This window comes from Streptomyces sp. NPDC086080 (genome assembly GCF_044540255.1).
Taxonomy (GTDB): Bacteria; Actinomycetota; Actinomycetes; order Streptomycetales; family Streptomycetaceae; genus Streptomyces.
Map to the genome: position 1 here is coordinate 86,846 of NZ_JBITRU010000011.1, position 22,866 is coordinate 109,711.

The 22,866-nt window shown below is 70.7% G+C and carries 17 protein-coding genes and 1 pseudogene; 7 read left to right on the forward strand and 11 right to left on the reverse strand.

Annotated features, from left to right (window positions below; translation table 11 throughout):
* Positions 1 to 320: 320 nt before the first annotated feature.
* Positions 321 to 890 carry a DUF6328 family protein gene (locus tag ACIF9R_RS15905; RefSeq protein WP_399979729.1) on the reverse strand — a complete coding sequence of 190 codons (570 nt, stop codon included), beginning with the start codon at positions 888 to 890 and terminating at the stop codon, positions 321 to 323.
* 336 nt (positions 891 to 1,226) lie between these two features.
* On the opposite strand from ACIF9R_RS15905, the gene ACIF9R_RS15910 reads away from it, so the two are divergent.
* The 3 genes from ACIF9R_RS15910 to ACIF9R_RS15920 are packed head-to-tail and all read left to right on the forward strand — an operon-like array spanning position 1,227 to position 3,583.
* Positions 1,227 to 1,940, forward strand: coding sequence for a FadR/GntR family transcriptional regulator (locus ACIF9R_RS15910; RefSeq protein WP_399979731.1), 714 nt, complete (start codon positions 1,227 to 1,229; stop codon positions 1,938 to 1,940).
* A gap of 1 nt (position 1,941) precedes the next feature.
* Complete coding sequence (locus ACIF9R_RS15915; RefSeq protein ID WP_399979733.1) at positions 1,942 to 2,775, forward strand: sterol desaturase family protein; 834 nt, start codon at positions 1,942 to 1,944, stop codon at positions 2,773 to 2,775.
* A gap of 1 nt (position 2,776) precedes the next feature.
* Complete coding sequence (locus ACIF9R_RS15920) at positions 2,777 to 3,583, forward strand: lysoplasmalogenase (protein ID WP_399979736.1); 807 nt, start codon at positions 2,777 to 2,779, stop codon at positions 3,581 to 3,583.
* 17 nt (positions 3,584 to 3,600) lie between these two features.
* Here ACIF9R_RS15920 and ACIF9R_RS15925 read toward each other — a convergent pair whose 3' ends face one another.
* Together ACIF9R_RS15925 and ACIF9R_RS15930 are read right to left on the reverse strand one after the other, a co-directional pair.
* Positions 3,601 to 3,747, reverse strand: a complete 147-nt coding sequence (locus tag ACIF9R_RS15925; RefSeq protein WP_399979739.1) for a zinc-binding dehydrogenase — start codon at positions 3,745 to 3,747, stop codon at positions 3,601 to 3,603.
* 170 nt (positions 3,748 to 3,917) lie between these two features.
* Positions 3,918 to 4,484, reverse strand: a pseudogene (locus tag ACIF9R_RS15930) (zinc-binding dehydrogenase); the annotation flags it as partial.
* On the opposite strand from ACIF9R_RS15930, the gene ACIF9R_RS15935 reads away from it, so the two are divergent.
* Entirely contained in the window at positions 4,433 to 5,122 is a 690-nt protein-coding gene (locus ACIF9R_RS15935) for an alpha/beta fold hydrolase (RefSeq protein WP_399979741.1), read from the forward strand. The pseudogene ACIF9R_RS15930 and the gene ACIF9R_RS15935 sit on opposite strands and share 52 nt — an antisense overlap.
* 1,534 nt (positions 5,123 to 6,656) lie before the next feature.
* On the opposite strand, the gene ACIF9R_RS15940 is transcribed toward ACIF9R_RS15935, so the two are convergent.
* The 6 genes from ACIF9R_RS15940 to ACIF9R_RS15965 all read right to left on the reverse strand — a co-directional run bounded on the left by ACIF9R_RS15940 (position 6,657) and on the right by ACIF9R_RS15965 (position 13,026).
* Positions 6,657 to 7,607, reverse strand: a complete 951-nt coding sequence (locus ACIF9R_RS15940) for a nucleoside-diphosphate kinase (RefSeq protein WP_399979743.1) — start codon at positions 7,605 to 7,607, stop codon at positions 6,657 to 6,659.
* Between the two features lie 49 nt (positions 7,608 to 7,656).
* Positions 7,657 to 8,616 (reverse strand): hypothetical protein, encoded by a 960-nt coding sequence (locus ACIF9R_RS15945; protein ID WP_383143846.1) that lies wholly within the window; start codon positions 8,614 to 8,616, stop codon positions 7,657 to 7,659.
* Positions 8,617 to 8,708: 92 nt separating this feature from the next.
* Positions 8,709 to 11,345, reverse strand: a complete 2,637-nt coding sequence (gene pepN, locus ACIF9R_RS15950) for an aminopeptidase N (protein ID WP_399979745.1) — start codon at positions 11,343 to 11,345, stop codon at positions 8,709 to 8,711.
* A gap of 3 nt (positions 11,346 to 11,348) precedes the next feature.
* Entirely contained in the window at positions 11,349 to 12,086 is a 738-nt protein-coding gene (locus ACIF9R_RS15955) for a tyrosine-protein phosphatase (protein WP_399979748.1), read from the reverse strand.
* Positions 12,083 to 12,586 carry a hypothetical protein gene (locus ACIF9R_RS15960; protein ID WP_399979750.1) on the reverse strand — a complete coding sequence of 168 codons (504 nt, stop codon included), beginning with the start codon at positions 12,584 to 12,586 and terminating at the stop codon, positions 12,083 to 12,085. The genes ACIF9R_RS15955 and ACIF9R_RS15960 overlap by 4 nt, the downstream gene beginning before the upstream one ends.
* Positions 12,583 to 13,026 (reverse strand): hypothetical protein, encoded by a 444-nt coding sequence (locus ACIF9R_RS15965; RefSeq protein ID WP_399979752.1) that lies wholly within the window; start codon positions 13,024 to 13,026, stop codon positions 12,583 to 12,585. Before ACIF9R_RS15965 ends, ACIF9R_RS15960 begins: the two co-directional genes overlap by 4 nt.
* Here ACIF9R_RS15965 and ACIF9R_RS15970 point away from each other — a divergent pair.
* Entirely contained in the window at positions 12,920 to 16,948 is a 4,029-nt protein-coding gene (locus ACIF9R_RS15970; protein WP_399979755.1) for an amino acid adenylation domain-containing protein, read from the forward strand. The two genes, ACIF9R_RS15965 and ACIF9R_RS15970, sit on opposite strands and share 107 nt — an antisense overlap.
* Positions 16,949 to 17,122: 174 nt before the next feature.
* Here ACIF9R_RS15970 and ACIF9R_RS15975 read toward each other — a convergent pair whose 3' ends face one another.
* Entirely contained in the window at positions 17,123 to 19,549 is a 2,427-nt protein-coding gene (locus tag ACIF9R_RS15975) for an ABC transporter permease (RefSeq protein WP_399979757.1), read from the reverse strand.
* The gene (locus ACIF9R_RS15980) at positions 19,546 to 20,238 is read right to left on the reverse strand and encodes an ABC transporter ATP-binding protein (protein WP_399979759.1); all 693 of its coding nucleotides are present in this window, start codon (positions 20,236 to 20,238) and stop codon (positions 19,546 to 19,548) included. The genes ACIF9R_RS15975 and ACIF9R_RS15980 overlap by 4 nt, the downstream gene beginning before the upstream one ends.
* Before the next feature lie 221 nt (positions 20,239 to 20,459).
* On the opposite strand from ACIF9R_RS15980, the gene ACIF9R_RS15985 reads away from it, so the two are divergent.
* Both ACIF9R_RS15985 and ACIF9R_RS15990 read left to right on the forward strand, forming a co-directional pair.
* The gene (locus tag ACIF9R_RS15985) at positions 20,460 to 21,755 is read left to right on the forward strand and encodes a sensor histidine kinase (RefSeq protein ID WP_399979762.1); all 1,296 of its coding nucleotides are present in this window, start codon (positions 20,460 to 20,462) and stop codon (positions 21,753 to 21,755) included.
* Positions 21,752 to 22,438, forward strand: coding sequence for a response regulator (locus ACIF9R_RS15990; RefSeq protein ID WP_399979764.1), 687 nt, complete (start codon positions 21,752 to 21,754; stop codon positions 22,436 to 22,438). The genes ACIF9R_RS15985 and ACIF9R_RS15990 overlap by 4 nt, the downstream gene beginning before the upstream one ends.
* Positions 22,439 to 22,866: the final 428 nt, after the last annotated feature.

Sequence of the window (22,866 nt, forward strand, 5' to 3'; positions counted from 1 at the left end):
CCGTCGCCCGCCGGGCAGCACCCCGTGACCATCTCGCCGACGGCCGGGTCAGGCGGCCAGGGCAGCCGATGTCCGCGGCCCATGTCGCAGTGAGCGTCTTGCCCCCTTCGGGCAGTTCTTTCCAGGTCGGCGGTCCGTCGCGCATCCCCACCTGGCGCCACAGGCCCTTGTGCCGTTCCTTCCGGCGCCCCCCGGACGGGGAAGCCGGGGCCGGGTTTCCACACTGGAACCACACTGGGGCTCACGGTGGGGTGAGCACCCCCAGGACTACGTCGACCGGGTGGCGTTACGGCTGCGGACGACCGCGGAGGTCCGGGCGCCTACACGCCCTCGGTGAGGGGGCGCCGGGCGGCGCGGCGCCGCAGGCGCAGCGGCAGCACGTACCAGCACAGGCCGAACCACAGCATCACCGCGCCGACGAGCACTTCGGCGAGGACGCCCGGAACCACGAAACGCAGGATGAGGAGCAGCGTGCAGCCGATGGTCAGCGCGAGCAGGACCATGCCGCACACCATCAGGCGGCCGGCCGCCTCGACCATTTCGTCCTTCATCCGCTGGCCGGACAGGAAACGGTGGATGGAGACGGGCGCTATGAGTGATCCCGTGGCCGACGCGCCCAGGACCACGGTGGTGACGTAGATGACGCGGTCCACCGTGCCCAGTTCCCGGAACAACGGTGTGAAGGCCACGCTCAGCAGGAAACCGAAGAGGATCTGCACGCCGGTCTGGGTGACCCGCGTCTCCTGCAGGATCTCGTTCCAGCGGCGGTTGACCCGCTCACGCGGGGACTCCGGCGTCTCGGCACCGGAATCCGGGCCGTGACCCCCGTGGTGTGCGCAGCAAGCGCAGGTCTCCTCCGCCGACGTGGCGGACTGTTCGGTCATCGTCATGGCACCCTCCCCTTCTCCCAGGCCGACCGTCTGCCCCGTCTTCACCGTCTTCATGCAGGTCATGGGCGCGGAGGGCCGATCCGGCCGTCCGGGTGCGGCGGTCGGCCGCGCCGCGCACGACGGCGGCGTCGTGGCGGGTGTGTTCGGAGGGAAGCGGAAGTCCGCGTCAATTCCTCGGGCGCGTCGGCCGCCCGCGACCTCGTCGTCCGGCTGGTGCGTGGACGCATGCGGGAGGAGAAGGAGGACGGGCCCTCGGCTCGCCCGGCGGTTCAAGGAACAAAAAGAACTGGTCCAACCAGTTGACCAGTCCTGGCCTCAGGGCACACGCTTGGCGTCATGTCAGAGGAACCCCTTCGACGGGAAGCGATCTCCGACCAGCTCTACGCAGTGCTCCGGCAGCGCATCCTCAGCGGTGCCCTGGCCGCCGGTACGCCCCTGACGGCGGAACGGGAGCTGGCCGCCGAGTTCGGGGTCAACCGCCACGCGGTGCGCGAGGCGGTGAAGCGCCTGCAGCAGGCCCGCCTCGTGGAGGTGAGCCATGGGGGCCGCACCATGGTGCTGGACTGGCGGCGCACGGCCGGACTTGACCTGGCCTTGCAGATCGCCGAGAGCGGTGGGCCGTCGGACGCCTACGACCTGCGGCGTGACGCGTTGGAGATGCGGGCGTGCATCGGAGCCGACGCGGCCCGTCTGTGTGCGTCACGTCGTTCGCCGGCGCAGGCGTCCGCCATCGGGGCGGCAGCCGCCGAGTACGCGAGCACCGGCCCGGACCTCGTGGCGCTCGGGGCGGCGGACGTCGCCTGGTGGCGGCTGATCGTGGAGGGTTCGGGCAACATCGCCTATCTGCTGGCCTTCAACAGCCTTGTGGGTGGCACCCTCACCGTCGCCGAGGTGCCCTCCGAGTGCCGCGCGGAGGAACTGCTCGACGTGGCGGCCCATCTGCGGCTCGCAGAACTCATCGCGGCACGGGACGAGGAGGGTGCCGAGCGTCTTGCCCGGGGACTCCTCCGGCGTAGCGTGACCGCCGAATCCGAGAGGAGCGCGGGCTGACGTGATACCCGCCGTGGTGTACGCGATACCGTTCTTCGTCCTCCTGGTCGTGGTGGAGGCGCTGTCCTACCGCTTCCTGCCGGACGACGACGAGCGCGGCTACGAGCTGCGCGACACGGTCACCAGCATGTCCATGGGAGCCGGCAGCCAGGTGATCGGACTGCCGTGGAAGGCGTTCGCGGTCCTTGCCTACGCCCTGGCCTACAGCCTGGCCCCCTGGCAGTTGTCCGCCTCCTCGGTCTGGACCTGGGTCCTGCTCTTCTTCGCCGAGGACCTGGCCTACTACGCCTTCCACCGGGCGCACCACCGGATCCGCCTGCTCTGGGCCGGCCATGTGGTGCACCACTCCAGTGTGCGGTTCAACCTGTCCACCGCCCTGCGCCAGAGCTGGACGCCAATGACGACACTGCCCTTCTGGCTGCCGCTGGCCCTGCTCGGCGTCCCGCCGTGGATGATCCTGCTGCAGCAGTCGGTCAGCCTCGTCTACCAGTTCTTCCTCCACACGGAGCGGGTGGAGCGACTGTGGAGGCCGGTCGAGTGGGTGTTCAACACCCCGTCGCACCACCGGGTGCACCACGGCTCCAACAGCGCATACCTGGACCGCAATTATGGGGGCATCCTCATCGTCTGGGACCGGCTCTTCGGCACCTTCGAGGCGGAGGGCGAGCGGGTCGTCTACGGGCTGACGAAGAACATCAGCACCTACAACCCGCTGCGGGTCGCCTTCCACGAGTACGCGGCGGCCTGGCGCGACGTGCGCACGGCCCGACGCTGGCGGGACAAGGCGGGGTATCTCGTCGGTCCTCCAGGGTGGTCCCCGAAGGCGGGGGCGTGAGATGCCACTCGTGCTCTTCGTGTTCGCCGGGATCGCTTCGCTGAACCTGGTCGGCGTGACCCTGCAACTGGACCTGCTGGAGTGGTTGACCAAACCCCTGCTCGCTCCGGTGCTGGCCCTGTACCTCTGGCAATCCGCGCACCGGCGTCACGCCGCCGTGCTGGCCGGACTGGCCTTCGCGACAGCCGGCGACGTGTTCCTCCTGCTGCCGGGTGAAGGCGCCTTCTTCACGGGCATCGCCTGTTTCCTGGGCACTCAGCTCTGTTACATCACCGCTTTCGTCCGGCGGGGCGCTGGCGCACGCCTGAGGGCGCGGCCCCTTCTCGGCGCGGGATTCCTTGTCGCCTGGGCTGCGATCAATGCGGCACTGCTGCCACGTGTGGGTCCCCTGGCCTGGGCGGTGGCCCCCTACAGTGCCGCACTGGTGACCATGACGGCCACCGCCTGTGTCATGGGACGGACAGCGGCGTGGGGCGGAGTGCTGTTCCTGGGCTCCGATCTGCTGATCGGGCTGGGCGCGGCCGGGGCGGAGTTCACCGGCCGTCAGACCCTGGTGATGGCCACCTATGTGGTCGCCCAGTTCCTCCTCGTCCATGCGTGCGTTCGTGCTCCTGCGGTGCAAGGGCCGGATCCCGGTGGACAGCCGTCCCCGGGGCACACTGCTCCTGAGGCCGGCGCCGGGGGCGACACCGGCACCGGACGGCTGCCGGAGCGACGTGCCCCGGTCGAGGGAGAAGGGCATCCTGCCGGGCACCGTGCGGACCAGGCCTGCCAGGCAGGAGAGGGATCCGCGCGGTCGGGCTCCTGAACGCGCGGGCAACGGCCTCAGCCGACATCGATCACGATCTTGCCCTCTGTCGTGCCGCTCTCCACGGCCGCGTGGGCGTCGGCCACGTCGCCGAGAGCGAAACGCCGGGGGTCGAGCAGCGGTGCGAGTGCCCCGGTGTCGGCGAGGGCGGCCGTGTGCCGCATGATCTCCCCGTGATGTGCCCCCCGCGTCCGGTGAGCAGCGGCAGGAGGGTGAAGACCCCGGAGTAGGTCGCCCCGCGGAAGGACAGCGGCGCGATGCTGTGGGCTCCCCAGCCCAGGGCGCTCGCGACGTGACCGGTGCAGGTGCGTACCGACGTGAAGGAGTCGTCGAGCACGGATCCGCCGACGGTGTCGAAGACGACGTCGAAGCCCTCTCCGCCGGTGTGCTCGGCGACGTACTCCTCCACACGCGTTGTGGTGTAGTCGATCGGGGTGGCTCCCAGGCGCTCAACGGTTTCCAGCCGCGCGGGCGATGCGGTCGCGACGACCTCGGCACCGCGCGCGGGCGATCTGCACGGCCACGTGGCCGATTCCGCCGGCGCCGCCGTGAATGAGCACCTTCTGCCCGGCGTGGACCTTCGCCCGGTCGACCAGTCCCTCCCAGGCCGTGATGGCGACCAGGGCAGGGCCGCGGCCTCGCGCGGGGTGAGTGCGTCGGGCCTGTGGGCGAGCAGACGCGCGTCCACGGCGGCGTACTCGGCGAGTGAGCCCTGCACGCCACCGACACCACCGGTCATGCCGAAGACCTCGTCGCCGGGGGCGAAGCCTTCGACGTCCAAGGGCTGTCTAGGCTGCGTCGCAGCGCTGTTGAGCGCGGTAACTCGTCCCCATGCAGAGTGGATTGCCCGTGAGTACAGACGACACAGCCCGACCGGCCTTCCTTCTGGTGCACGGGGCATGGCACGGCTCGTGGTGCTGGGAGCCGCTGACCTCGGTGCTCCATGCCGACGGCTGGGAGACGCGGACCGTGGACCTGCCCAGTGCCGGGCGGAAGGCCGGCGTACAGGACGACGCACGAGTGGTGCTGGAGGAGTTGGCGCGCATCGACGGCCCGGTGGTCGTGGTCGCCCACTCCTACGGCGGGGTGCCGGTCACCCAGGCCGTTGCCGAGGCTTCGAGCGTCGCGCACATCGTCTACCTGGCGGCATATCAACTCGAGCTCGGTGAGAGTGTTCTGGGCCGCCACGGCGCCCCCGTGCCCCCGGACCCCGACGGGTTCCGGCCCGTACCCGACCAGCCTGTACCGCTGTTCTACGCGGACGCCCCGGAGGCCGACGCCGAGGCGGCCGCCGCGCGGCTCGTACCGCAGAGCACGAGGTCCTTCACCGACACGGTGACCGCGGCCGGATGGCACACGGTTCCCTCGACGTACATCGTCTGCGAGCAGGACAGGGCGCTGTCGCCGCGGTTCCAGGAGGACATCGCCACCAGGGCCGGGGCGGTCCACCGCCTGGCCGACAGCCACTCGCCGTTCCTGTCGATGCCCGGGCGGTTCGCGGCACTGCTGACGAAGATCGTGCAGGAGTCGGCCCGATGACGCCGGACGCTGGGCACGGCCGACGGCTCGTCCGCCGGACCGGCATGATCATCGCGGTGACCAAACTGGCTGGCCTGTCTGTTTCCGCACAAGGTCCCCCCCGCAGCGCATAGGGCGCGACGCTCATGTCGCGGCCCGGAGCGCGGGCCTGATCCCGGCCGTCGGGCTCGGTGTACGGCACGTCACTGCTGGGTGTCGACGAGCACGTGAGCCTCATGGCCCGAGTCCCCAGCGGCCCGAGGCCCCTGGCAGGCCGCCGCCGTCCCGGCGAGGGCCTCACCGGCGGCTCCGTGGGATGGCGGCATGGCTTCCACCTGGTGCGGTGATCACTCGGCAGGCGGTCGGCGGGGATTGCGGCGACGACGCCCTGGTGGCGCGGGAACTGGCCTACGGCTACTGGTACGGCGTGTACCGCCGTCCGGCAGCGCCCCCGGCCACCTGAACTCCCGACCTGGTCAAGGCCCGTGGGCCCTCCTTCGAGGCGGGATACGAGAGGCCTGGGTCGGCTGACCCGGGGCGGCGCGTGGTCCGGCTCCCGGTCAGAGAGCCGTCGCTCCTGACTACCGTCCGGACTGTCTGCGTGACGGTGATCACGGACGTCCTTCGGGGGTGCTGCGTAGGCTGGGGGCCGTCGCCACGGTGGGGTCGGCGGGAGGGGGGCGAAGCCCTCTTCCCCGGGCTGCCTGACGCGGCGTCAGGAAAGTCGCCAAAGTGGTCCGCGCGAGTCCTGAGGAACCTGGGGACGGCAGCCCGGACATGCGACTCGTTGTAGGGTGTGGAAACAGCCCTTGACCTGCAAGAAAGCAGGCAGGGAGCCTACTTTTGGGAGTTCCCCGATGTTGCGTACCATGTTCAAGTCCAAGATCTAGCATCTGGGTATTTGTGCAGGTCAGAGGCGTGATCAGGTCGCTTGGGTCAGCAAACGGTCAGCATTGGGCGCGGAAGCGTCCTGGCTTGCTGACCTGGTGACCGCCGCGGCGGGGACCAGGGCGCAAATGCCTGGCTCCCGTTCAGAAGGTTGGTTACGTGGCTCGTCAGCGCGCCCCCGGTATGGGCTCGTTCTTCAGGGACTGCGGCTGTGCCAGGCCGACCCGGTGCCCGCACCCGTACACGATCCGTTTCCGCAACGGTTCGGGGAAGCAACTCGATCGGTGCCGATGACTCGTTACCGCTACCGAGGGGCGAGGATTCCCACGCCGTGGAACGCGGAGATGCTGAACGAGTAGCAACGCTCACCCGCATGCCTGTGGAGAGCCCGGGGCAGGGACAACTTGCACGCCGGGTTCAGGAGGCGGTTCGGGGAAACCTACCAGCAGCAATGCCGGCAGGGCCCCCGAACCGACCTCACATCGCTCAGGGAAAGCACCACACTCAGGCTCTGCTCTGTCTCGCCAGACGCAGGGCCGACGTGCTCTTCGCGATACTCCGCTACGGCGCCTTCTGCGAAACCCGACTCGCCCCCACGAGTTGACGAGACTCCATAGGGCTCCCGGGGCAGGGCGGCTTCGGTGGCCGGGGAGGAGTGCGGACGGGCTCACGTGTGCCAGGAACCGGACGGCGGATTCCCGATCACCTTGACGCCGTCGGGCTCGTCCTCCTGGATGTGGCTGGCCCCGAGCATGGCCACGTCCCACACGTCCAGGTCGAGTTCGAGGCCGGCCAGGACAGCGGCGAACTTTCGCCAGGGCAGCAGCTCGCCGCGGTCGGTGCCTTCCAGCCAGGCCAGCACCTGACCGGCCGGCTCAGCGAGCTCAGGACGCTCGGCGGCCCGTTCCCGGACAGCCTGCCTGATGCGCTGCACGGCGGCATCGCGGTCCAGCACGGTGCCGCCGAACTCACCGGAGTGCAGCACGTGGTCGAGGATCGCCGCGTCGGCGGCCCCAGGAGCACCGTCCGCGAGCCGGGCGAGCAGGCGCTCACGAGGCTCGGGGTCCGCCAACAGATTGAGCTCGCGGACCAGGTCGGCCGGCTCGTCGGCGCAGTGGATCATGCTGCACAGCCGGTTGGGGCGGCCGATGATGCTGCGGAGGCTGTCCGTGGCCTGCTGGGTGATGTCGGCCTTGCCCTTGAGCGAGCTGAGGTGCACGGTCGCGGGAAGGGAGTGGCCACCGCGCCGGCGCAGGAGCAGCATGAGGGAGGGGCCGGCCTGGAGCACGATGTCGTTGACGGCCAGCCGGTCGAGGCTGGCCAGGGTGTGCTGGTGGCGCCAGAGTTCGCGGCCGGTGTGCCGGTTGAACCGGAACAGCTCCGCGCCGACGATCGAGAAGCCGTGGCCCTCCAGGAAGTCGCGGATGGCCTTGAGCTTGCCGGTGGCCATGCCATCGGGCTTGACCAGCATGAGGGCCGAGCGGTGGAGGATCTCGGTGGTCCGGTCGCCGAAGGCCGTGCTCATCTCGCCGTATCCCTCACGGAAGCACGTGTCGAGTTCGTAGTGGTACGCCTTGACCGGCATACGCGTGAGGGTGGACCAATTGACGATGCCCATCGTGGGATTCGCTTTCTCGTAGGGTCTTGTTCGTGGTGGTGCGGGCGCGTCAGCCGTGCAGGACGGACGCCAGCCGGGCGTGGTTGGCGTCCAGGTCCGGGGAGAGCCCGAACTCGAAGACGGCCATGCCGGAAAGCTGCTCCCTCAAGTCGTCTTCGACCCTGGCCAGGACCACTGGATCCTGCTTTCCGGCGGCGAAGTCGCTGCGGCACGACTCCAGCGCGTCCACCACGCGCACCGGCCGGACCTCTCGATGTTCACGGGTCAGGATGAGCAGGGCTTGTGGGCGTACGGCAGGCTGCAGGCGGCTCTCGAAGGCGGCGGGCCACTCGAGTCGGTGCTTGTCCCGAGCGGGGACCGGGGCGGTACGGGCCTCGGCCAGCTCGGGCCGACCCTTGACGAGCGCCGGGTCGAGGTAGCCGACCCGTGGGTAGCCCCAGAAGCGGCCTTCGGGGTCGTCGAGGTGGCGCATCATCGCGTCCTCGCCGGCGAAGTGGGCACCCCGCAGCAGGCCCCAGGCGGTGAACGTGGATTTGCCTACCCCGCTGTCCGCGGTGACCAGCGCGGCCCTGCCCGCCACGGACAGTGCTCCCGCGTGTAGCCCGTAGTGGCGGTCGGAGCGCAGGGTGAGGATGAGGAACGCCTTCTCGACGAGCCATCGGCCCCACACGATGGGGTCGTCCAGATCGTCACGGGACAGGGCCAGGTGGATGGTGTGCCGCGCGGGTGCGACGGCCGCGGTGGACCCGCCGGTGTCGATGACGATCTCGTCGAGGGTGTCCCAGTGCGGCGGGAAGTACGGCGGCGGCACGGTCTCCCGCCCGTGGCCGTCGGTCACCTCAACGGTCAGCTCGACAGTGGCCGCGCCGTGCCAAGGCCCGGTCTCCTCGGGTTCGTCCGCCGCGACCGCCAGCGGGGCGCCGAACAGCCGTGTGATCACGGCCCATGCCTCGTCGGGGGCGGTGCAGGTCACCCGGTAGCCGTAGAACTCGTACAGGTCGTGATGCATGTGTCGTGTCCAATCCGCGCTGCCCCGGGACCCGGGGAAGGACCGCGGCGCACATGGCGTCGCGGTCGATGAGTGCCGCGCCGGATGCGGCATCAGAAGGTGGCGTACGGCCCGTGAGCGCGTGGCTCTCGTGCGTGCGATCTGTCGGCGGCCCGGGCTCGCTGGGCACGGCAGGCGTCGTCGTGCTGCTCGCGCACGAGACGGCGCAGGGCAGGTGGCGCGTCGGCCTGGGCGTCCAGCCACCGGGCGGCGGCCTCGGCCGTGACCGCGTCGGAGAGCGGCGGGAAGAGACCGAGGACGATCTGCTTGGCCATCTCGTGGCTGCGGCTCTCCCAGATGCCGCTGATCGCCTCGAAGTACCGCTCGGTGTACGGGGCGAGGAGAGCGGGGTCGGCGGTCTCGGTGAACCCGGCGATGGCCGCCTTCTGCATCTGGTTGCTCAGGTCGCCGCGGTCGATCACGGCTGCCCAGACCTCCGCCTTGACCGCGGCCTCGGGACGGGCTGCCCGGGCCGTGGCCGCGTGGGCGGCTCCGGCCGGGGTGGGATCGTGCCGTTCCTCGGCGGCGATCTCCGCCTCACCGAGGCGGCCAGCCACGGCCAGCCGAATGACGGCCGCCCAGCGCAGCCCGGGGTCCGGGACAAGGCCGGGCGCGGGTGCGACGCCCTCCAGGATATCTGCGACAAGATCGAGGTGGGGCTGGGTGCGGGCGGATCCGATGAACGCGCGGAGCCAGACGAGCTGGCGGTCGCTGCCTGGTTCGGCGGTGCGCAGCCGTTCCAGAGCCGCCTCGCTCCAGCGGGCGGTGAGGTCCTCGCGGGCACCGGGGTCGGTGTAGTGACGCAGCGCGTAGGCCACCTGGCGGTGCAGCGACTCCACCACGCCGATGTCGGCTTCGGCGTCCACGGCGGAAAGGACCAGGTCGAGGTAGGCGCGGGTGGGGAGTTCGCCGTCGCGCGTCATGTCCCAGGCCGCGGCCCAGCACAAGGCACGGGGGAGCGGTTCGGCGAGAGCGCCGAGCTGTTCGGTTAGGGTGCGCAGCGAAACCGCGTCGAAGCGTACCTTGACGTAGGTCAGGTCGTCGTCGTTGATCAGCACCAGATGGGGCCGAGGGCGGCCGGTCAGCTCGGGGACGTCGGTGAGTTCCTGCGCGAGGACGTCGGTCTCGGCGCGGTGCACGCGGCTCAGGGTGCCGGTCTCGTCCAGGTGGTAGAAGCCGATGGCGATGCGGTGCGGGCGCAGCACGGCTTCGACCGCGGCGTCGGCCGAGAGGGCGGGGGCTTCCTGCCGGACCCGGAAGCCGGTGATCGTGCCGTCGACACCGGTGTCGATTTCCGGCCGCAGCACGTTGACCCCGGCGGTTTTCAGCCACAGTTCCGCCCAGCTGCCGAGGTTCCGGCCGGAGGCCCGCTCCAGGGCCCGCAGCAGGTCGGGCAGACGGGTGTTGCCGTGGGCGTGGGCGGCGATGTAGGCCCGTACGCCAGCGAAGAAGGCGTCGGTGCCGACGTAGGCCGCGAGCTGCTTGAGGACGGCGGCACCCTTGGCGTAGGTGATGCCGTCGAAGTTGACGAGTACGTCTTCCAGGTCGTGGATCCGGGCGACCACGGGGTAGGTGGAGGGCAGCTGGTCCTGCCGGTAGGCCTTGGCCTTCTGGTGGTTGGCGAAGGTGGTCCAGGAGTCTGCCCACCGCGAACCGGGGGCCAGGGCCTGGCAGGCGAAGGAGCAGTACGTGGCGAAGGACTCGTTCAGCCACAGGTCGTCCCACCAGGCCATGGTGACCAGGTCGCCGAACCACATGTGGCTGAGCTCGTGCAGGACGGTCGCGGCCCGCTTCCGGTAGGCGGCCTCGGTGGCGTGTGAGCGGAAGACGTACTTCTCGCTGAAGGTGACAGCCGCCGCGTTCTCCATCGCTCCCGCGTTGAAGCCGGGCACGAAGATCTGGTCGTACTTCTCGAACGGGTACGGGTGTCCGAACCGCTCCGGGAACCAGTCCAGGCCCTGCCGGATGACGGCGAACAGGTCCTCGACGTCGAGGTGTTCGGCCAGGCTGCGGCGGCAGTACAGGCCGAGCGGGAGGGACCGGCCGGCTGTGCGGTGCTCGCTGTGCACGGCGTGGAAGGGGCCGGCGGCGAGGGAGACCACGTATGTGGAGAGCCGCGGGGGGCGGCCGAAACTCCAGGTCCGGACGTTGTCGGCGGTCGCGTCACCGCATGCTCCGGCGACGACCGGCGGGGTGTTGGAAATGACAGTCCACTGGGGCGGGGCGGTCACGGTGAACCTGAACCGCGCCTTCAGATCGGGCTGATCGAAGCAGGCGAACACCCGGCGGGCGTCGGCCACCTCGAACTGGCTGTACAAATACGTGTGTCCGTCGACCGGGTCGGTGAAGTGGTGCAGCCCCTCTCCGGTAGTGCTGTACGCGCAGTCCGCCGCGACCCTCACGTGGTTGCGGCCCGCCACCAGGCCGGACAGCGCGATCCGTGAGTTCCGGAATACCTGGGCGGGTTTCAGGGAACGCCCGTTGAGGGTCACCTCGCGCAGAAGGGGCGCGCGCAGGTCGAGGAAGAGCGGCGCGTCCGGGTCGGCGCAGTCGAAGCGGATCTCGGTCACCGAGGCGAAGGTGCCGGACTCGGCGGCCGTCCGCAGGTCGAGAGCGACGTCGTACGTGTCGACCGCCAGGGCGCGGGAGCGCAGCCGGGCTTCCTCGGCGGTCAGGTTCGTGCCGGGCATGCGTCAGTCGCTCCCGTCGGTGAGCAGCCGGGCGCGCAGGGCGCCGACGGTGTCGTCGGACAGCTTGACGCGGTCCTCGAGGTAGCCGTCGACGGAGCCGTACTTCGCTTCCAGATCCGCAAGGACGAGCCCCATGACCGCTGCGGGGGCGCGGCCGTAGCCGGGCCACCTCAGCTCGCGGCCCGGGTTGGCGGCCTTCCAGTCCGCGATGAGACGCTCGGTGGCCAGCTCGGTGAGCGCGAAGTCGGTGAGGACCGTCTCCCGGTCCACGCCGAGGAGGGTGAGGACGAGAGCGCCGATGAGCCCGGTGCGGTCCTTGCCGGAGGTGCAGTGGAACAGTACCGGGCCGGGGGCGTGGGCGATCTGCTCCAGGACCTGCCGGATCTCTTCGGCTCCGTCCTCGGTGACCTCGGCGAACCGGTCGGCAAGGTAGCGCCAGGGGTCGAGCTCGGGGTCGATCTCGGCCTGGTCGTAGGGGCGGTGCTCGATGCTGAGGTTGACGTAGTGGAAGCGCTCGGGTTCCGGCACCCGGCCCTTGGCCTCGATCTCCCACGGGTAGCGCAGGTCGATCACAGTGCGGATGCCGAGCCCCAGGAACCTCTCCCAGTCGGCGCCCTGGAGCTTGCCGAGTGAGTCGGAGCGGTAGAGGGCCTGCCACGGCACGGTGCGACTGTCGGAAGCGCGGTAGCCGCCCAGGTCGCGGAAGTTGTGCAGACGTTCGAACTCGACGTGCCGCTTCATCGGCTCTCTCCCTCATGCCTCGGCATCGTTCGTGACAATGCCGCCAGTTCCCGGTTGCTCCATGCGGTGCTCCCGGTGATCTCCTCGCCGAACCAGTCCGGTGGTACGAATTCCCGGGCCGTCCCGATGTCGGCGAACTCCACTTCGACCACGCGCAGGCCTGCCAGGGCGCCGTCGTACTCGTCGACCGTCGCCACATGCTCGCCGAGCGGGACCATCCAGCGGAACTTGCTCAGGCACTCGCCGTCGGCCAGTTGCCACAGTTGTTCGAACGCCTCTTCGGTGACGGGGAATTCGACCTTTTGACGGACCATGGCGTCCGAGGCCCGGTCGAAGGTCTTCGCCGTCATCAGCCGTGTACCTTCCCCCGCGCGGACCCGGAACTCCACCGGGGCCCCGGACGGGGTCAGATACGCCTGCCGCAGCCGCTCTCCAGCGGTGCCCGGGGGTACCTGCCAGTCCTCGGCGACCTTGAACTTCCGCTCGATCTCGGTGGTCACCGCAGCGTCACCCGCAGTTCCGTGTCGGTGGACAGACGCGCCCGGTCCAGCTTCCCGGAGGGGGCGAGGGGCATCTCGGAGACCACGGTGATCCGATTGGGCACCATGTGGGCGGGCAGCCGCTCCGCGCAGGCATCCCGCAGCACAGTGGCCGTCCGCGCGGTGGCCGTCTCCCCGTCGAGCGTGGTGTACACGACGAGGACGGATTCACCGCCGGCCGCCTCCTCGGTCACGGCCACGGCGTCCACGACCCCGGGTACCGTGCGCAGGCCTCGGTCAACTCGGACAGGAAGTGGATGAACCGCTCCGCCAAGCGTAGTCGGCGAGCTGTATGTGGCCGGCGTACAGGTGGCGCGCGGGTACGTGGGCAGGCCCGGTCTGACGTCCGAGCGGTTCGTGGCCTGCCCCTTCGGTGCACCCGGCGAGCGGATGTACCGCACGGGTGACCGTGCACGATGGACGACCGACGGCCGGCTGGTATTCGCCGGTCGTGCCGACGAGCAGGTGAAGATCCGCGGCTACCGCGTCGAGCCCGGCGAAGTACAAGCCGTCCTCGCCACACACCCACTCGTCGCCCACGCCGTAGTCGTCGCCCGCGAGGACACCCCCGGTGATGTCCGACTCGTCGCCTACATCGTCACCGACGAGACGGACGACACGGATGCTGCCGAACTGAGCGAAACGGTACGGGAGTCCGTCGCCTCGCGGCTGCCGGATTACATGGTGCCCTCCGCGGTGGTCGTGCTGCCGGAGCTGCCGCTGACCGGCAACGGCAAACTGGACCGCAAGGCCCTGCCCACCCCCGAATACGCGGCGGCGACGACGGCCGGCACGGGACGGCCGCCTGCCACCGTGCAGGAAGAGATTCTCTGCCAGGCCTTCGCCCAGGTCCTGGGCCTGCCCGCGGTCGGCGTGGACGACGACTTCTTCACCCTGGGCGGCCACTCCCTGCTGGCCGTGTCGCTGGTCGAGCAGCTGCGCAGCCGGGGCGTGTCCATCTCGGTCCGCGCACTGTTCCAGACACCCACCCCGGCCGGTCTGGCCGAGGTGTCGGCTCCGGATGCGATCGACGTTCCGGAGAACCGCATCCCGCACGGCGCCGAGCACATCACCCCGGACATGCTCCCGCTGGTCGAGCTGAGTGAGGCCGAGCTGGAGCATGTGGTCGGGCGGATACCGGGCGGGGCGGCCAACATCGCCGACGTCTACCCGCTCGCGCCGCTGCAGGAAGGCATCCTCTTCCACCACTTGGTCGCTGATCAGGAAAGCGGCGACGTGTATGTGCTGCCGATCGTGCTCGAACTGGAGTCGCGGGAGCGGCTGGACGCGTTCCTCGGGGCGTTGCAGCGGGTGGTGAACCGGCACGACATCTACCGGACCGCGATCCTCTGGCGGGACCTGCGCGAGCCGGTCCAGGTGGTACTGCGTGAAGTGGAGCTTCCCGTCGAGGAGTTCGTGGCAGATCCCGAAGGCGACGACACCGTACGGCAGTTGCTGGCGCACGCCGGGGGCAGGATGGACCTGAGCAGCGCTCCGCTGATCCGTGCGCACACCGCCGCCCGGCCGGGCGGCGACCGATGGGTGTGCCTCATCCGGATCCACCAGACCGTCCGGGACCACACGAGTCAGGAAGCCCTGCTGAGAGAGCTGGGCGCCTTCTTGTCGGGCCGGGGCGACACGCTGCCCGAGGCGCTTCCGTTCCGGGAGTTCGTGGCGCAGGCCCGGCTGGGGGTGCCGAGGGAGGAGCACGAGCGGTACTTCAGCGACCTGCTCGGGGACGTCGAGGAGACCACGGCTCCGTACGGGCTGCTGGACATCCACGGCGACGGCACCGACGCGGACCGCGCACGGTGGTCCGTCGACGAGGAACTGGCGGGCCGCGTACGCGAGACGGCGAGGTCGCTCGGTGTCAGCCCGGCCACGGTGTTCCACCTGGCGTGGGCCCGGGTCCTCGCGACGGTCAGCGGCCGGGAAGACGTCGTGTTCGGCACCGTACTCTTCGGCCGGATGAACGCCGGGGCCGGAGCCGACCGCGTCCAGGGGCCCTTCATCAACACGCTGCCCGTGCGGGTACGCGTGGGATCGTCGAAGGTGAGCGACGTCCTGCTCGGACTGCGCGACCAGCTGGCCGAGTTGCTCGTGCATGAGCACGCCCCGCTGGCGCTGGCGCAACGGGCGGGCGGTGTCCCGGGCGGTAGCCCGTTGTTCACCTCGATCTTCAACTACCGGCACCATCAGGCCGCCGCCCGGGCAGCGGAACAGGGCAGCGGCACCATGCCGGACGGGGTGAGCCTGCTGCTTACCCGGGAACGCACCAACTACCCGGTCGCCGTGGCGGTGGACGACCTCGGAACGGGGTTCGCCCTCACCGTCGACGCGGTGGCCTCCGTGGACGCCGACGCCCTGTGCTCCATGCTGCACACCACCGTCGGCAACCTGGTGACCGCGCTGGAAGAGGCACCAGACACACGGTTCGTGGCCGTCGAGGCGGTGCCCGCGCTGGAACTGCGGCGGGTGCTGACGGAGTGGAACGACACCGACGCGCCGGTCGACGCGGTGACGGCGCCGGAACTGTTCGAGGCGCAGGCGGCCAGGACGCCCGACGCGGTGGCGGTCGTGGCCGGCACGACCGAGGTGTCGTACGCGGAACTCGACACGCGGGCCAACCGCCTGGCGCACCTCCTGCGGGACCACGGGGTGGGGCCGGAGTCCGTGGTGGGCCTGTGCCTGCCACGAGGCGTGGAGGCGATCGCGGCGATCCTCGGCGTGTGGAAGGCAGGGGCGGCCTACTTGCCCCTGGATCCGGAGTACCCGGGGGAGCGGCTGGCGTTCATGCTCGCGGACAGCGGGGCCGGTGTCGTCGTCGGGCGGAGCGACCTGACGGGCCGCTTCCCCGCTTCAAGGATCCGGGTGCTGAACCTGGACGATCCAGGGGCGGCGGCCGCTGTGGAGACGGCTCCGGTGACCGCTCCCCGGGTGGCCGGAACGCCCGACCGGATGGCCTACGTGATCTACACGTCCGGTTCGACGGGACGGTCCAAGGGCGTGGCCGTGTCCCACGCCGGACTGGCGAACCTGGCAGCCGCGCAGACGGACCGGTTCGCCGTGGACGGATCGAGCCGTCTGCTGCAGTTCGCGTCGATGAGCTTCGACGCGGCGGTGTCGGACGTGGTCGTGGCGTTGTCGTCCGGCGCCTGCCTCGTCGTGGCCGGGGCGGACGAACTGCTGCCCGGGCCCGGGCTGGCGCGTGTCCTGTCCCGGCACGCGGTGACGCACGTGACCCTGCCGCCGGCGGTCCTGGCCGAAATGGCACCCGAGGACCTGGCACCGGTGACGACCCTGGTCTCGGCCGGTGAGGCGCTCGGCAGGGAGCTGGTGGGGCGCTGGGCGCCGGGGCGGCGGTTCGTCAACGCGTACGGGCCGACGGAGACGACGGTGTGCGCGACGATGTCCCGGCCGCTGGCGGTGGGCGACGCCCCGGACATCGGCGGCCCGATCAGCGGTGTGCGGGCGTACGTCCTCGACGACCGGCTCGCCCCCGTGCCGGTCGGGGTGGCGGGCGAACTGTACGTCGCGGGCTCCAGCCTGGCCCGCGGGTACGTGGGGCGGCCCGACCTGACGGCCGAGCGGTTCGTGGCGTCCCCGTACACCGGGCCCGGACAGCGGATGTACCGGACGGGTGACCGGGTCCGGTGGACCGCCGACGGTCGGCTGGTGTTCGCCGGGCGGGCCGACGCGCAGGTGAAGATCCGTGGCTTCCGGGTGGAGCCGGAGGAGGTCGCGTCCGTACTGACCGGACACCCCGCGCTGGCCCGCGCCGCGGTGACCGTACGCGCGGATGCCTCGGGAGAGGGGCGTCTGGTGGCCTACGTGGTGCCCGGGGGCGACCGGTCGGACGCCGACGACGTCGCGCTCGGCCGGACGGTGCGCGACCACGTCGCGCAGGCTTTGCCGCAGTACATGGTGCCGTCGGCGGTCGTGGTCCTCGACGCGCTTCCGCTGACGGCCAACGGCAAACTGGACCGCGCGGCGCTGCCGGAGCCGGACGTCGCCGCGTCGGCGGGGGCCGGCCGGGAACCGGCTACGGAACAGGAACGGATCCTTTGCGAGGCGTTCGCACGGGTGCTGGGCCTGCCGACGGTCGGTGTCGACGACGACTTCTTCGCCCTCGGCGGTCATTCGCTGCTGGCCACACGCCTGGTCAGCCGGGTGCGTACGGTGCTGGGCGAGGAGCTGCCGATCCGTACCGTCTTCACCTCGCCCACGCCGGCCGCACTCGCGGGCTGGCTCGCCGACCAGGGCGACCGGCGGCCGAAGGCCAGGCCCGCGCTGCGGCGTATGCGCAGGCCCGACGGCGTGTGAGCCGCCGTACGGCCGCCCGGTGACGGCCGGGCCCCCGCGGACGAGCGGAGGCCCGGCCCGTGCGGCGGCGCACCCGAGCGACGCTGCGCACGGCTCGGAGCACGTACGCACGAGGACAGCCCGGCCCTTTCGGGGCCGGGCTGTCCTCTCATGCTGCCGGTGCCGCGTCCTGCGTCACTCGGTGCGCAGGGCCGTGGCCGTGCGGGCCCTGGCCGCCCACCCGGCCGGGATCATCGCGCCCAGCATCGCCAGCACGACGCCGCCCAGCCCCAGCAGGAGCAGCTCGACCGGCCCGTACACGTCGAGGACCGGCGAGGGCATTCCGGTGCCCACCGCGCGCCCCATCACCGGCATGACGACGCCGTGCAGCAGGTATCCCGCCGGCACGCCCAGCAGCCCGCCGACCACGCCGATCGCGGACACCGAGGCGAGCACGAGGCTCACCATCTGCCGCGGCGACATGCCGATCGCCTTGCACACGCCCAGGTCGTGGACGCGTTCGCGGGTGTCCAGGACGACGGAGTTGAGCACGCCGAGACCGGCCACGGCGATCAGCATGAGGGTCAGCAGCACCGCCATCGCGTCCATGATGAGGATGACGCCGCTCTGCTCCGACTCCACGACGGTCGTGGCGTCACCACCCATCGGCTGCACCACCGCCGCGAGCTTCCGGGCGAACTCGCCCGCCGACACACCAGACGTCACGTCGACGAGGAACGTCTCGGGCTGCGCCGACGGGAAGTTGGCCATGTCCGCGTGGACCTCCAGCTCATTGCCGGAGGTGTCGAACGACTCACCCACGATCCGCAGGTCGGCGCTCTCCTTCTCGAACGTCATCCGCACCGTGTCACCGACCTTGGTGCTGGTCCGCTCCAGGAAGCGCGTGGGGACGACGACCTGGCCCTTCCCGGTGATCCAGTGCCCCGAGAGCATCTCGTAGCTGCCGGAGCGCGAGTCGCCCTCGTAGAGGCTGGCCTCCACCGCGCCGGAGACCCCGGCCACGGCGACCTCCGTCTGGAGCTTGCTGTAGTACGACTCCAGCCCCGCCTCGGACGTGACGGCGGCCCGCACCTTCGCCGGGTCGGCCACCTCGGGCTTGGACGAACCGGCCGCCGGGCTGGGGGCCACCGGAGACGGGCTCGCCGCGGCGTCGCCCCCCACGGGAGGCGGGGGCGGCGGGGGAGCGATGTTGTTCATCCTGACCGTCGTGACCGTGACCGCGGCACGGCTCTCGGGGTCCTGCGACTTGCCGACCTCGTTCAGGGACGAGGTCAGTCCCACCGCGAACGTCGCCGCGACCGTGCCGAACGCCACCGCTAGCAGCATCGCGAGGGCACGCACCGGATGCGTGAAGGGAGTGGCGAGCCCGTACGTCACCGGCCGGGGCAGCGGCAGCCGCCCCATGGCCCGGTGCGCCCACTGCCCGCGGCCCGGGCGCGGCGCCCGGCCGACCGCGATGGCCTCGACCGTGTTCAGCCGTCCGGCACGCCGCGCGGGGATCAGCGCCGCGAGCCCGACCACGAGCAGCGCGGCGGCCGGTACCGCGACGTCCACCCACCAGGCCACGGACAGCGAGACGTTGCCGTACACCGACTCCGTGTCCGCCAGCAGCGGCACCGCCAGCAGGTTGCCCAGCACGACACCCAGGGAGATGCCGACCGTGGCCGGGATCAGCGCCTGCGCCACATACGCGCGGACGACCTCGCGAGGCGTGAAACCGATGGCCTTCAGGATGCCGATCCTGCGCAGACTCGTGCCGACCGCACCGCTGATCACACTGCTGACGATGATCACCGACATGACGATGCCGAGCACGCCGAAGGCCATCACGAACGGGACGGTCGCCGCCGCGCCCTGATCCGCGGCCCGCTTGGTGTCCAGCCAGGACTGCGTGCCCAGCAGGGCCCCGGAGTCCACGGTGGAGGCGAGCTCCGCCCGGCCGGCGAGGATCTGCTGCTTCGTGCTCGCGGAGTCGAAGCGGTAGAGCATCTGGGTCGTGAGGGGGCTGCCCAACGCCGCCAGGGCCTCGACCTGCGCCGAGGTCGCCCATGCGTCGGCGGACTTGCCGACCGACACGGCGAACCCGACGACCGACAGGGTCGGGGCGTTCGGGGTGTCCGACGTCTTGAGGGTCGAGCCGATGTCGGCGGAGGGTCCTTGGAAGGACGCGTCGATCACGATCTCGCCAGGCTTCTGCGCCCACCGGCCGGACTTCAGTTCCACGCGGTCGACATCGGCGTCCGCGCCGGACCGCCCGACCACGGTCAGCGTCGGCATCCGGAAGCCCGACTGGTCCACCGGACGGAATGCCGTGGAGGCGTACGGCCCCGCGCTCGCCGTGACGCCGGCCAGCTTCTTGGTGCGCTCCAGCTGCGCCGCACTCGCCTTGGCCGGATCGAACTGCGCGGTGATGTGCGCGCCCTGCTGCTTCTTGAAGGCGTCGTCGAAGGGAGCCGCCGCGGCGACCATCAGGGCCCCGGCCACCACGGCCGAGGCCACGGCCATCATCGTGGCCACGGCGATCACCAGGGTCTGCACCCGCCGTCGGCCGACCCCGGAGCGCACGACCCGGCCCAACGCGCCGCTACCGAGCCGGCTCATCGGATGGCCTGCGCATACGTGTCGAGGGCGAGGTGACCGTCCACCAGGTGGATCGTGCGGCTCGCACACGCCTCCGCGAGTGCCAGGTCATGCGTCACCAGCACGATGGTCTGGCCACCGCGGTGCAGGTCGATCAGCAGCTTGCGGACTTCCGCGCCCGAGGCGGAGTCCAGTGCACCCGTGGGCTCGTCGGCCAGCAGCAGCTCGGGACGGTTGATCAACGCCCGGGCGACACCGACCCGTTGGCGCTCACCTCCGGACAGCCGGCCCGGATAGGCGCGTGCGTGCTTCTGAATGCCCAGCATCTCCATGAGCTCGCCCGCGCGGGCCGCGGCAGCGCGCCGGCTCGTCCCGGTCAGCTGGGCCGGAAGCTGGATGTTGTCGGTGACCGTGAGGTCGTCCAGGAGGTTGAAGAACTGGAAGGCGATGCCGATGTGCTCGCGACGGAACTTGGCGAGGGCGTGCTCGCTCAACTGGTCGATCCGCCGCCCCGCGACGAGCACGGAGCCCTCGGTCGGCTTGTCCAGGCCGGCGATGAGGTTCAGCAGCGTGGACTTGCCGCTGCCGGAAGGGCCCGTCACGGCAAGGGCCTCACCCCTGGCGACGCTGAGCGTGAGCGGTCCGAGCGCCGGCGCACCGCCGGTGTCGTAGCGCTTCGCCACACCTTCCAGCTCGATCACTTGGTTCATGCGGGTTGTCCGTCCTTACGATCGCGAGAGGCACATGCCGTTGCCGACTCTGTGAACCTAGAGGCTGCCGCCCGCGCGGCGCGTCGGCCGCGGAACCAACATCGGCCCCTCCCCGCGGATGATTCGGCCACGGAGTCCTACCTGAGGAGTAGGCCTCGAAGACAACGCCCTGATCAGACAGGTGGACGCGGACCGGGCGACGAGCGCCCCACAATGGACGGATGGAGACGCAAGATCGGCGCCGCCGGCTTCACCGGCTCATCGACGCGCTGCGCCCCGAGGCGAAGTCCGCCCCGCAGCCGAAGCGGGCGGTGCGCTTGGACGTGGTGCTGGCGGTCGTGCTGACCGCCGTCGCTCTGTTCGTGGCGGTGCGGTACCCCGGCAACGGGCCGGTGGATGTGAACCCCCCCGTGATCGACGTCGGAACCGGGGTGCCCGCGCCGCCCTCGCCCGGCCCCGACCAGGCCCCCGCGGAGGAAGACGCTCCGCCCGTCCCCTGGGCCATGGTCATCCTGTCGACGCTGCCACTCGGACTGAGGCGCCTGTACCCGCTGGCCACGTTCGTGACGGTGCTGGTCGCGGCGCTGGCCATCGGCGGTTCCGCCTCCTGGATCACCGTCCTGGCCTGTGTCGTCGGCGCCTACAGCGCCATCGTGTACAGCCGTTACCGGATACTGGCGATCGCCGTCCTGGTGATGGCCGCCGCGCTGTCCGGTTACGCCTTCCGAAACGCCGATCCCCTGCTCCCGGGCTGGTCCAGCCCGGGATTCGTGCTGCTGGTGGCCGGGATGCTGGCCAGTCTCGTGCGGTTCCTGCAACTGCGGCTGGCGTCCAGCCGGGACCGGGTCACCGAGCTGCAGCAGGCGCAGGAGGAGGCCATGCGCCGGGCTGTCGTGGAGGAGCGTGCGCGTATTGCCGCCGAACTGCACGACGTCGTGACTCACAATGTCAGCGTGATGGTGATCCAGGCGGGCGCGGCCCGCAAAGTGATGGACGTAGTGCCCGAGCAGTCCAAGGAGGCGTTGTTGGCCGTCGAGGCGGGCGGCAGGGCCGCCATGGCCGAACTGCGGCACGTGATGGGTCTGTTGGCGGCTCCGGACCACGAGAGACCCGACGGTCTGGAGCCGCAGCCGGGGCTGGCGCAGCTCGACGCGCTGGTCGCCCGGGTACGGGCCGCCGGGCTGCCCGTGAGCGTCGGGGTGTCGCTGCCGTCGGAACCGCTGCCGTCGGGGGTGGACCTCGCGGCGTACCGGGTCGTGCAGGAGGCACTGACCAACTCGATCAAGCACGCACGCGGCGCGGAGGCGTCCGTCGCCATCGGATACACCGACGACTGCCTGGAGATCGAGGTCACGGACACAGGAGGCGTGAAGGACGCCCCGCCGGTGGAGAGCAACGGTCGCGGCCACATGGGGCTGCGGGAACGGCTGGCCGTGTACGAGGGGGAACTGACGGCCGGTCCGACGCCGACCGGCGGCTACCGGGTTACCGCCCGCATCCCGTGGAGCGTGGCATGACCGGGGACCGGCCGCCGCTGCGCGCCGTCATCGCCGACGACCAGGCCCTGGTACGCACCGGTTTCAAAATGATTCTGGCTGCGGACGGCATCGAGGTGGCGGCCGAGGCGGCTGACGGGGCCGAGGCTGTCGCAGCGGTGCGCCGCACGCGGCCCGACGTCGTCCTCATGGACATCCGGATGCCGGTGATGGACGGCATCGAGGCCACCCGGCGCATCCTCGGTGGTGACGGGCCGTCGGAGACCCGGGTCATCATCCTCACCACGTACGACCTCGACCAGTACGTCTATGCCGCGCTCACGGCCGGCGCCAGCGGCTTCCTGCTCAAGGACGTCACCCCCGAACACCTGGTGTCCGCCCTGCGATTGGTGCAGTCCGGCGACGCTCTCCTCGCACCCACGATCACTCGTCGGCTGATCGAGCGCTTCGCCCAGCACGACGAACCACAGACCACCACCCCGCACCGCGATCTCTCCGGCCTGACCCCTCGTGAACTGGAGGTGCTCCGCCTGCTCGCCACGGGCCTCAGCAACGCCGAACTCGCCTCGCGACTGTTCCTGAGCCCGACCACTGTCAAGAGCCACGTCGGCCGCATCTTGTCGAAGCTGGACCTGCGCGACCGCGTCCAGGCCGTCGTCTTCGCCTACGAGACGGGTCTGATCGCCCCGGGCGGGGGTGCCTAGTACTCCAGCCGGACCTCTGTATGCGTCCTGGTCAGCGGTCTGGCGGTGGGAAGTGTAGCGGGGGTTCGGCGTGTGCGGGACGGTCTTGGGGCTTTCCCGCCAACGGGTGCCCGCGCCGCATGTAGTGACAGCGCCGGGCACGTGCTTGGTGACGGCGTCGCCATCGGGACCAGTTCATCGCGTGGTCGCGGCGTGCAGGACGGCGGCGGGGTTCAACTGTCAGCAAAGGGCTCGACAATGACCAGAGTGACGCGTGAGCATGGGAGTAAGACACGGGCAACACCTCAAGGACGGGGAGAGATGAACGGAATTCTTCATTTCGCCTGTCGGTTGTGCCCGGACTCCGACCGAGACCGTGGCCAGGCGTGGTCCGGCAGCGCGGCCCGGTGGTGCTGAGCCGTCCGGGCGCGGCGTGTGTCAGGTTCTGT

Coding starts and splice junctions, on each gene's coding strand:
- ACIF9R_RS15905 (WP_399979729.1), bottom strand. CDS start 890: ATGACGATGACCGAACAGTCCGCCACGTCGGCGGAGGAGACCTGCGCT.
- ACIF9R_RS15925 (WP_399979739.1), bottom strand. CDS start 3,747: ATGCGGCACACGGCCGCCCTCGCCGACACCGGGGCACTCGCACCGCTG.
- ACIF9R_RS15980 (WP_399979759.1), bottom strand. CDS start 20,238: ATGAACCAAGTGATCGAGCTGGAAGGTGTGGCGAAGCGCTACGACACC.
- ACIF9R_RS15945 (WP_383143846.1), bottom strand. CDS start 8,616: ATGCATCACGACCTGTACGAGTTCTACGGCTACCGGGTGACCTGCACC.
- ACIF9R_RS15990 (WP_399979764.1), top strand. CDS start 21,752: ATGACCGGGGACCGGCCGCCGCTGCGCGCCGTCATCGCCGACGACCAG.
- pepN (WP_399979745.1), bottom strand. CDS start 11,345: ATGCCCGGCACGAACCTGACCGCCGAGGAAGCCCGGCTGCGCTCCCGC.
- ACIF9R_RS15910 (WP_399979731.1), top strand. CDS start 1,227: ATGTCAGAGGAACCCCTTCGACGGGAAGCGATCTCCGACCAGCTCTAC.
- ACIF9R_RS15975 (WP_399979757.1), bottom strand. CDS start 19,549: ATGAGCCGGCTCGGTAGCGGCGCGTTGGGCCGGGTCGTGCGCTCCGGG.
- ACIF9R_RS15985 (WP_399979762.1), top strand. CDS start 20,460: ATGGAGACGCAAGATCGGCGCCGCCGGCTTCACCGGCTCATCGACGCG.
- ACIF9R_RS15940 (WP_399979743.1), bottom strand. CDS start 7,607: ATGGGCATCGTCAATTGGTCCACCCTCACGCGTATGCCGGTCAAGGCG.
- ACIF9R_RS15955 (WP_399979748.1), bottom strand. CDS start 12,086: ATGAAGCGGCACGTCGAGTTCGAACGTCTGCACAACTTCCGCGACCTG.
- ACIF9R_RS15920 (WP_399979736.1), top strand. CDS start 2,777: ATGCCACTCGTGCTCTTCGTGTTCGCCGGGATCGCTTCGCTGAACCTG.